Here is a 7,666-nt window from a genome sequence, read left to right as displayed (position 1 = left end):
CCCGGCGGCGTAAGCCCGGATCGATGCCTTCCGCCGGCACGCCGAACACCTGGGAGGCGGTGATGGCGTGGATGTCCTGGCCATGGGCGAAGGCGTCGCGCAGGCCCTCGATCTCCGCCACGTGGGCGACCAGACGCAGCTCGATCTGGGAATAGTCGGCGCTGATCAGCTTCTTTCCGGCCTCGGCGATGAAGGCGTGGCGGATCTTGCGGCCTTCCTCGCTGCGGATGGGGATGTTCTGCAGGTTGGGGTCGCTCGACGACAGCCGCCCGGTGGTGGTGACGGCCAGGGCGTAGGAGGTGTGGACGCGCCCCGTCGCCGGGTTGATCTGGGCGACCAGGGCGTCGGTGTAGGTACCCTTCAGCTTGGACAGCATCCGCCAGTCCAGCAGGCGGGCGGGCAGCGGATGAAGATGGGCCAGCTCTTCCAGCACGTCGGCGCCGGTGGCCCACTGGCCGGTCTTGGTCTTCTTGCCGCCGGGCAGGCCAAGGGTCTCGAACAGCACCTTGCCCAGCTGCTGTGGCGAGCCCAGGTTGAAGGCCTCGCCGTTGTTGAGGCCGATGACCTCGGCCTCCAGCTCGCCCAGGCGGCGGCCGAAATCCTCGGACAGGGCCATCAGCTGGGCGCGGTCCACCTTGATGCCGTCGCGCTCCATGTCCCTGATCACCGGCACCAGCGGGCGCTCCAGGGTCTCGTAGACGCAGACCATGCGCTCAGACAAAAGGCGCGGCTTGAGCGCGGCGTGCAGCCGCAGGGTCATGTCGGCGTCCTCGGCGGCGTAGGCGCAGGCCTTGTCCAGGGGCACCTTGTCGAAGGTCACCTGATTGCGCCCGCTGCCGCAGACCTCGGAGAAGGGGATGTTGGCATGGCCGAGATGCAGCAGGGACAGCTCGTCCAGCCCATGGCCGTGGCTGCCGCCGTCCAGCACGTAGGACAGCAGCATGGTGTCGTCGAAGGGCAGGACGCCGAGGCCCAGCCCGGCCATCACCTGCATGTCGTACTTGATGTTGTGGCCGACCTTCAGCACCGAGGGATCGGCCAGCAGCGGCGCGAGCCGCGCCAGGGTCTCGGCGGCGGGGATGATTTCGGGGGTGTCGGCCGACGGGCCGCCGAGCAGGTCGCCCTGGGCCTGGGCCGGGGCGTGCAGGACGGGGATATAGCAGGCCCGCCCCGGCGCCACCGCCAGCGACACGCCCACCAGCCGGGCGCGCAGGGGGTCGAGGCCGGTGGTCTCGGTGTCGAAGCCCACCAGTCCGGCCAGGGTGGCCTGGGCGATCCAGCGGTCCAGGGCGGCGAGGTCGGTGACCAGTTCGTAAGCGGTCTCCACCGCGGGCGGCAGGGACGGGGCTTCGGCCGGAGCCGCCGTGACGATCGCCCGCGTGGCGGTGGGGGCGCCGGGAATCCTGGCGTTGAGGCGGCCCATCAGCGACCTGAAGCCCTGGGCGGCGCAGAAGGCGGCCAGCTTCTCGGGCGCTGGCGGCTTGACGTCCAGCTCGGACAGCGGCACCGGCACCGGCGCGTCGGTGCGCAGGCGGACCAGCTGGCGCGAGATGCGGGCCAACTCGGCATTGGCGATCAGGGTTTCGCGGCGCTTGGGCTGCTTGATCTCGCCGGCCCGGGCCAGCAGGGTGTCGAGATCGCCGTATTCCTCGATCAGCTGCGCGGCGGTCTTGACGCCGATGCCCGGCACGCCCGGCACGTTGTCCGAGGAATCGCCGCACAAGGCCTGGACGTCGACCACCTTATGGGGCGGCACGCCGAATTTTTCCCGCACCTCGGCCTCGCCGATGGCGCGGTTCTTCATGGGGTCGTACATCTCGACGCGATCGCCCACCAGCTGCATCAGATCCTTGTCGGACGAGACGATGGTGACCCTGGCCCCGGCCTCGACGGCCAGGCGGGCATAGGTGGCGATCAGGTCGTCGGCCTCGAAGCCTTCCAGCTCGATGGCCGGCAGGTCGAAGGCCCGTGTGGCGTCGCGCACCAGGGGGAACTGGGGCACCAGGTCCTCGGGGGCCGGCGGGCGGTGGGCCTTGTATTCGGGATAGATGTCGCTGCGGAAGGTCTGGCGCGACGAATCGAAGATCACCGCCACGTGATCGGATTGGCTGTCGGCCAGCAGCTTCATCAGCATGGTGGTGAAGCCGTAGACGGCGTTAACCGGCGTGCCGTCGGCCCGCGTCATGGGCGGCAGGCCGTGGAAGGCCCGGAAGATGAAGCCCGAACCGTCGATCAGCGTGACGTGGCGGGGGGAGGACATGGTGCCGCCCTTTCAGAAGGAAAAACCCTCAAAAGCCCGAGCGGCGATTGAGCCCGCCCGGGACGGGCGCGCCACAGGCAAAGCTGAAGCCGATACGATCGGCTTCAGTGGTGACCGATCTTGGCGCCTTCGGCCAGGACGTAGGTGCGCGAGCAATAGGGGCACACGATCTTGCCTTCGGCGGTCAGGTCGAGGAAGACGCGGGGATGGCCGAGACCCGTGGCCACGTCGCCGTCACAGGCGACCTTGGCGGCGGAGACGGTGACGGTTTCGAAGGCGGCGGCGGGCTGGGTGGAAGCGGACGACATGGGTGCTCCGTTGACCGAGGTGTTGGCCGGATGATACCCATTGGCGGCCATGGTTCAATCACTCTCTCACGCCACCCCGCCCGAATCGGCGGTGGAGGCCCACTCCCTGGTCAAGGTCTATCGCGGCCGGGGCGGTGAAAAGCGTGCGCTCGACGGCGTCAGCCTGTCGGTTCCCCGCGGCTCGTTCTTCGGCCTGCTGGGGCCGAACGGGGCGGGCAAGAGCACCTTCATCAACATCCTGGCCGGGCTGGTGCTGAAGACCGAGGGCCGGGTGAGGATCTGGGACCGCGACATCGACGCCGACCCGCGCGGCGCCAAGGCGGCCATCGGCGTGGTGCCGCAGGAACTGAACCTCGACCCCTTTTTCACGCCGCGCGAATTACTGGACGTGCAGGCCGGCATGTACGGGGTGCCCAAGGCCGAACGCCGCACCATGGAAATCCTCGAGGCGGTGGGGCTGGCCGACAAGGCCGGCGCCTATGCCCGGACGCTGTCGGGCGGCATGCGCCGCCGGCTGCTGGTGGCCAAGGCCATGGTGCACGCCCCGCCGGTCCTGGTGCTGGATGAACCCACCGCCGGCGTCGATATCGAACTGCGCCAGCAATTGTGGGCCTATGTGCGTGAACTCAACGCGCGGGGCACCACCATCTTGCTGACCACCCACTACCTGGAGGAGGCGGAGCAGCTCTGCGACCGCGTCGCCATCATCAACCACGGCCGGCTGGTGGCCTGCGATTCCACTCCCAACCTCTTGAAGCGCATCGACGGCAAGACCCTGACCATCACCCTGGCCGCCGATCTGGCCGAGATTCCGGCGGCGCTGCTCGCCTTCGGGCCGGAGCGGCTGGACGGGCGGCGGCTGCTGTTGCGGTATCGCCCGTCGACCACGCCCATGGGCCGCATCCTCGCCGCCTTCGCCGCCGCCGACCTGACCATCGCCGACCTGTCCACCGAGGAGACCGACCTCGAGGACATCTTCCTGCAACTGACCTCGTCGAAATAATGGGCGCGCGCGCCGCGGGTGTCCTGGGGGGGCTGCTGATGGCCTTGCTGCTTTCCGCCTGCGCCGCCACCACCCATCCCGCCGGCCCCGCCATCCGCCCGCCCGTCCTGGAGGACGGCGCCATCGCCGCCGCCGACGGGGCGCGCCTGCCACTACGCTCGTGGTTGCCCGACGGCGAGCCCAGGGCGGTGATCGTCGCCACCCACGGCATGAACGACTATTCCAACGCCTTCGACGGGCCGGGCCGGGCTCTGGCCGCCAAGGGGATCGCCGTCTACGCCTACGACCAGCGGGGGTTCGGCGCCGGGCCCCATCCCGGCAGGTGGTCGTCCACCGCGGCCATGGCCGCCGACCTGCGCACCGCCGTCCACCTGCTGGCCGTCCGCCATCCGCGGGCGCCGCTCTACCTGCTGGGCGAGAGCATGGGCGGCGCGGTGGTCATCGAGGCCGCCGTCCACGTTCCGCCGCCCGAGGTGAAGGGGGTGATCCTGTCGGCCCCGGCGGTCTGGGGGCGGGCCAGCATGCCGTGGTACCAGCGGGCCGCCCTGTGGCTGGCCTACCGGCTGGCGCCGGGCTGGACGCTGAGCGGAAGGGGCCTGAAAATCCAGCCCTCGGACAATATCGAGATGCTGCGCGCCCTGTCGAAGGATCCCCTGGTGATCAAGGAGACGCGGGTGGACGCCATCTTCGGTCTGGTGGACCTGATGGACGCGGCGCAAGGCGACGCGCCCCGCCTGGACCTGCCGTCCCTGCTGCTCTACGGCGCCCGCGACGAGATCATCCCGCCCGAGCCCACCTGGGCGGCGGTGGCCGGGCTGCCCCATCTGGGAACCCGCCAGCGCGCCGCCCTCTATGCCGATGGCTGGCACATGCTGCTGCGCGACCTGCAGGCCCGGGTGGTGATCGACGATATCGCCGCCTGGGTCGCCGACCCGTCCGCTCCGCTGCCGTCGGGGGCTGACAGGGCGGCGTCAGAAAAGCTTGCGACCCTTGCGTCGGAGGGCCGGTGACGGATCGCCGGTCCCGTGCCATACTTCGCAGGTGCGAAATGACCTGGGACGTTTCATGACGGCTTCACATGGGCTCTGGACACTGGTGATGGCGGCCATCGTCGCCTGGGGGCCGGCCCTGGCCGATCCGAAGGTGGTCCGCGCCCTGGGCGAGGATCTGCCGCAACCCGGCGCGCTGTTCGAGGATGTGCGCGCCATGAAGCTGGCGCCCGGCCGGCGCATCGTCTGCGAATCCGATACCGACAAGCCGTCCCTGGCCAATCCCGGCCAGATGAAGCCCCAGCGCTCGCGCGGGGCCGACCATGTGCGGCGCTGCTCGGTGTTCGCCGACGACGGCGGCGATTCCTGGCGGCAGGCCGGGGTGGCGACGGTGTTCGGCGAGGCGCGGCTGTGGCTGATCTTCATCGAGCACGGGGCCCAGGGGCGCTATCGCCTGGCCCAGCTCAGCCTGTGGGCCAAGGCCGGCGAATGGGACAAGGCGGCCGGGCTGCTGGGCGCCCTGCTGGGCGAGCCCTCCACCAGGGCCAGCCGCTTCCTCGGCTGGCAGGACGAGCAGCACGAGACCCTGATGTTCATCGATGAGAAACACCCGGACGAGTTCGCCGTCGCCATCGGCGATATCCGCCTGCGCAAGCTGATGAAATCCCCAGGAACCGCCATCCGCGAGTAGCCGCCATGCGTCTTGCCGTTCTCCTCTGCCTGCTGCTGTCCGCCCTGCCGGCTCTCGCCGCCGACACCACCCGGCCCCTGGACCTGGGGCCGGCCCAGTTGGGCATGCGGGCCAACCAGCTGCGCTTCTCGGCGCTGCCCGCCAACACCAGGATGGTGTGCGGCTGGGATCCGGAGAAGCCGCCGGGGGTGGAGAAGACGCCGCTGATGATGGTGGGGGCCATGGTCTCCGCCAAGGTCGACCGCTGCGCCCTGTTCCAGGACGACGGCAAGAACAACTGGAGCCCGCGTCCCGCCCAGGTGGGCGGCATTCCCACCGAATTATGGTTCCTGACCATCGAGGACGAGGCGGGCAGCCAGCGCATCTTCCAGATCGTCGGCCGCCAGCCGCCCAACGCCTTCAACGCCACCGCCGCCTTTCTGGCCGAGCGCTGGGGCCCGCCGGTGCAGAAGGCGCCCTATTTCGTCCGTTGGCTGAACGGCACCAACGAGGGCCAGATGAAGGAGGACGGCGAGGGCGTGATGCTCTGGCTGTTCGACACCAAGCTGCACGCCCTGATGGAATCGCGCATGCCCCGGGGCAAGGCCAAGAAGTAGCCCTGCCCTCTCAGGGACAGCCGCGTACGCTCATCCGTTTGCCGATGGAGGCCGCCCGCCGCTCGCCCAGGCCCAGGGCCAGCACGGCGACGCGGTCGTTTTCCATCAACTCGCACTCGGCCATCAGGACCGCCTTCACGTCGCTCTTGGTCAGGAGGGCATGGTACTTGCGGGCGACCGGGTCGTTCGGCCCCTTCTGCCGGGCCGACAGGTAGGCCCGATGCCAGTGGGCGTAGCTTCCGTTGCCCATCAGCGACATGGCGACGTCGGCGGCGGACAGGTTGCCGGGTTTCAGGGGAAAGCGGATATAGCCGCCGGGGGTGTCCGGCGATTGCATGGTGTAGATTCCGATGGTGTTGTCGACGACGGCATTGGTCCGCCGGGCCTCGGGGATGGGGGAACAGCGCAAATCCTTGACCTCGGAGGTCAGTGCGCGCTGTTTGGGCGGTAATTCCGCCGTCATGTCGATGGCCTTGCGGACCAGGGCCAGGCATTCGCGGCTCTGGTCGCCGTCGGCGACCTGAATTCGCCGGCCCTTGTACTCCACCATCGGTTCCGCCCAAACGCCACCAGCCATCCCCACCGCCAGGACGGCAGCCAGAATCATCCCCCGCATCGCACCACTCCCCCATTGGTTGGGGAGATGCTGCGCGCATTCGCTCATTATGGCAAGGTGGGCAAAGCGGATAGGCTAAACGTTCGACAGGCCACCAGAGTGTTGGTTGTGGATCAGCGCCATGAACTCGCGCCGGGTGGCCGCGTCGTCGCGGAAGGCGCCCAGCATGCGGCTGGTCACCATGGTGACGCCGGGCTTGTGGATGCCGCGCGTCGTCATGCACTGGTGCGCCGCCTCGATCACTACCGCCACGCCCTTGGGCTGCAGTACGTCGTTGATGGTGTTGGCGATCTGGGCGGTGAGCTTTTCCTGGATCTGCAGGCGCCGCGAATAGATCTCCACCACCCGGGCCAGCTTGGAGATGCCCACCACCCGGCGGTTGGGCAGGTAGGCCACATGCGCCTTGCCGATGATCGGCACCACATGGTGCTCGCAATGGGATTCCAGGCGGATGTCGCGCAGCAGCACCATCTCGTCGTAGCCGTCGGTTTCCTCGAAGGTGCGGTGGAGGATTTCGGTGGGGTCCTGGTCGTAGCCCGAGAAGAACTCCTCGTAGGCGCGCACCACCCGGTCGGGGGTGCCCACCAAACCCTCGCGGTCGGGATCGTCGCCGGCCCAGCGCAGCAGGGTGCGCACGGCCTCCTCCGCCTCTTCCCGGCTTGGCTTGTCCAGGCGGGGCTGGGCGGCGGGGAGCAGTTCCTTGGGCAGGGTGAGGGAGCTCGCGTCCTTGCTCACGGCGGCTTTCCTTTCGCGGTGGTCACGATCCGGCATGTGGCGCCGCCTCCGTGATTTTGCAAGTCCGGCTAGTTCAGCCGGGGTTTCTCGTGCGGGCTGTCCAGCGAGAAGGCGGGAATGGCGATATCGAAGGAGGAGCCATCCTCGTCCGTCATCTCGTAGGTGCCGACCATGATGCCCGACGGCGTCGGCAAGGGCGTGCCCGAGGTGTATTCGTAGGCGTCGCCGGGGCGCAGCACCGGCTGCTCGCCCACCACGCCGGGGCCCTTGACCTCCTGCACCCGGCCGATGGCGTCGGTGATCACCCAGTGGCGGCGCATCAGCTGGACGGTGCTCTTGCCCTTGTTGACGATACGCACGCGATAGGCCCAGACGAAGTGGCTGTCTCCGGGCGACGACTGATCGTCCAGGTAGAACGGCTTGACGGTCACTTCGATGTCCCGGGTGGTCTGGCTGTACATGCGAATC

At 68.9% G+C, this 7,666-nt stretch carries 9 protein-coding genes; 4 read left to right on the top strand and 5 right to left on the bottom strand.

Features of this window, described 5'->3' with window-relative positions:
* Together polA and H261_RS08680 are read right to left on the bottom strand one after the other, a co-directional pair.
* Nucleotides 1–2,260 (bottom strand): DNA polymerase I (gene polA / locus H261_RS08685; RefSeq protein WP_008616572.1); only part of this gene is annotated, 2,260 nt, incomplete at its 3' end.
* Nucleotides 2,261–2,364: 104 nt separating this feature from the next.
* Complete coding sequence (locus tag H261_RS08680) at nucleotides 2,365–2,619, bottom strand: zinc-finger domain-containing protein (RefSeq protein ID WP_008616571.1); 255 nt, start codon at nucleotides 2,617–2,619, stop codon at nucleotides 2,365–2,367.
* On the opposite strand from H261_RS08680, the gene H261_RS08675 reads away from it, so the two are divergent.
* Genes H261_RS08675 through H261_RS08660 form a run of 4 tightly spaced genes read left to right on the top strand, consistent with a single transcriptional unit; the run spans nucleotide 2,618 to nucleotide 5,847 of the window.
* A complete protein-coding gene (locus H261_RS08675) occupies nucleotides 2,618–3,571 on the top strand; it encodes an ABC transporter ATP-binding protein (RefSeq protein WP_008616568.1) in 954 nt (317 codons plus the stop codon). The two genes, H261_RS08680 and H261_RS08675, sit on opposite strands and share 2 nt — an antisense overlap.
* Complete coding sequence (locus H261_RS08670) at nucleotides 3,571–4,581, top strand: alpha/beta hydrolase (protein ID WP_008616566.1); 1,011 nt, start codon at nucleotides 3,571–3,573, stop codon at nucleotides 4,579–4,581. Before H261_RS08675 ends, H261_RS08670 begins: the two co-directional genes overlap by 1 nt.
* 55 nt (nucleotides 4,582–4,636) lie before the next feature.
* Nucleotides 4,637–5,251, top strand: coding sequence for a hypothetical protein (locus H261_RS08665; RefSeq protein WP_235062898.1), 615 nt, complete (start codon nucleotides 4,637–4,639; stop codon nucleotides 5,249–5,251).
* Nucleotides 5,252–5,256: 5 nt separating this feature from the next.
* Nucleotides 5,257–5,847 carry a hypothetical protein gene (locus tag H261_RS08660; protein ID WP_008616560.1) on the top strand — a complete coding sequence of 197 codons (591 nt, stop codon included), beginning with the start codon at nucleotides 5,257–5,259 and terminating at the stop codon, nucleotides 5,845–5,847.
* Between the two features lie 10 nt (nucleotides 5,848–5,857).
* On the opposite strand, the gene H261_RS08655 is transcribed toward H261_RS08660, so the two are convergent.
* The 3 genes from H261_RS08655 to apaG form a co-directional block, all read right to left on the bottom strand.
* Nucleotides 5,858–6,463: a hypothetical protein gene (locus tag H261_RS08655; RefSeq protein WP_040476034.1), complete on the bottom strand. Its 606-nt coding sequence runs from the start codon at nucleotides 6,461–6,463 to the stop codon at nucleotides 5,858–5,860.
* A 75-nt stretch (nucleotides 6,464–6,538) separates the two neighbouring features.
* Nucleotides 6,539–7,198 carry a GTP cyclohydrolase I FolE gene (folE, locus tag H261_RS08650; protein ID WP_008616557.1) on the bottom strand — a complete coding sequence of 220 codons (660 nt, stop codon included), beginning with the start codon at nucleotides 7,196–7,198 and terminating at the stop codon, nucleotides 6,539–6,541.
* A 68-nt stretch (nucleotides 7,199–7,266) separates the two neighbouring features.
* Nucleotides 7,267–7,659, bottom strand: coding sequence for a Co2+/Mg2+ efflux protein ApaG (apaG, locus tag H261_RS08645; protein ID WP_008616556.1), 393 nt, complete (start codon nucleotides 7,657–7,659; stop codon nucleotides 7,267–7,269).
* Between the last annotated feature and the right edge of the window lie 7 nt (nucleotides 7,660–7,666).

It is taken from the genome of Paramagnetospirillum caucaseum, assembly GCF_000342045.1.
In the GTDB taxonomy this organism is placed as follows: Bacteria; Pseudomonadota; Alphaproteobacteria; order Rhodospirillales; family Magnetospirillaceae; genus Phaeospirillum; species Phaeospirillum caucaseum.
This window is presented reverse-complemented; position numbering and strand designations above follow the sequence as displayed.

Excerpts from the sequence above, each read along its gene's own strand:
- H261_RS08675 (WP_008616568.1), top strand. The coding sequence starts at position 2,618 with ATGGTTCAATCACTCTCTCACGCCACCCCGCCCGAATCGGCGGTGGAG.
- H261_RS08680 (WP_008616571.1), bottom strand. The coding sequence starts at position 2,619 with ATGGCCGCCAATGGGTATCATCCGGCCAACACCTCGGTCAACGGAGCA.
- H261_RS08670 (WP_008616566.1), top strand. The coding sequence starts at position 3,571 with ATGGGCGCGCGCGCCGCGGGTGTCCTGGGGGGGCTGCTGATGGCCTTG.
- H261_RS08665 (WP_235062898.1), top strand. The coding sequence starts at position 4,637 with ATGACGGCTTCACATGGGCTCTGGACACTGGTGATGGCGGCCATCGTC.
- H261_RS08660 (WP_008616560.1), top strand. The coding sequence starts at position 5,257 with ATGCGTCTTGCCGTTCTCCTCTGCCTGCTGCTGTCCGCCCTGCCGGCT.
- H261_RS08655 (WP_040476034.1), bottom strand. The coding sequence starts at position 6,463 with ATGCGGGGGATGATTCTGGCTGCCGTCCTGGCGGTGGGGATGGCTGGT.
- apaG (WP_008616556.1), bottom strand. The coding sequence starts at position 7,659 with ATGTACAGCCAGACCACCCGGGACATCGAAGTGACCGTCAAGCCGTTC.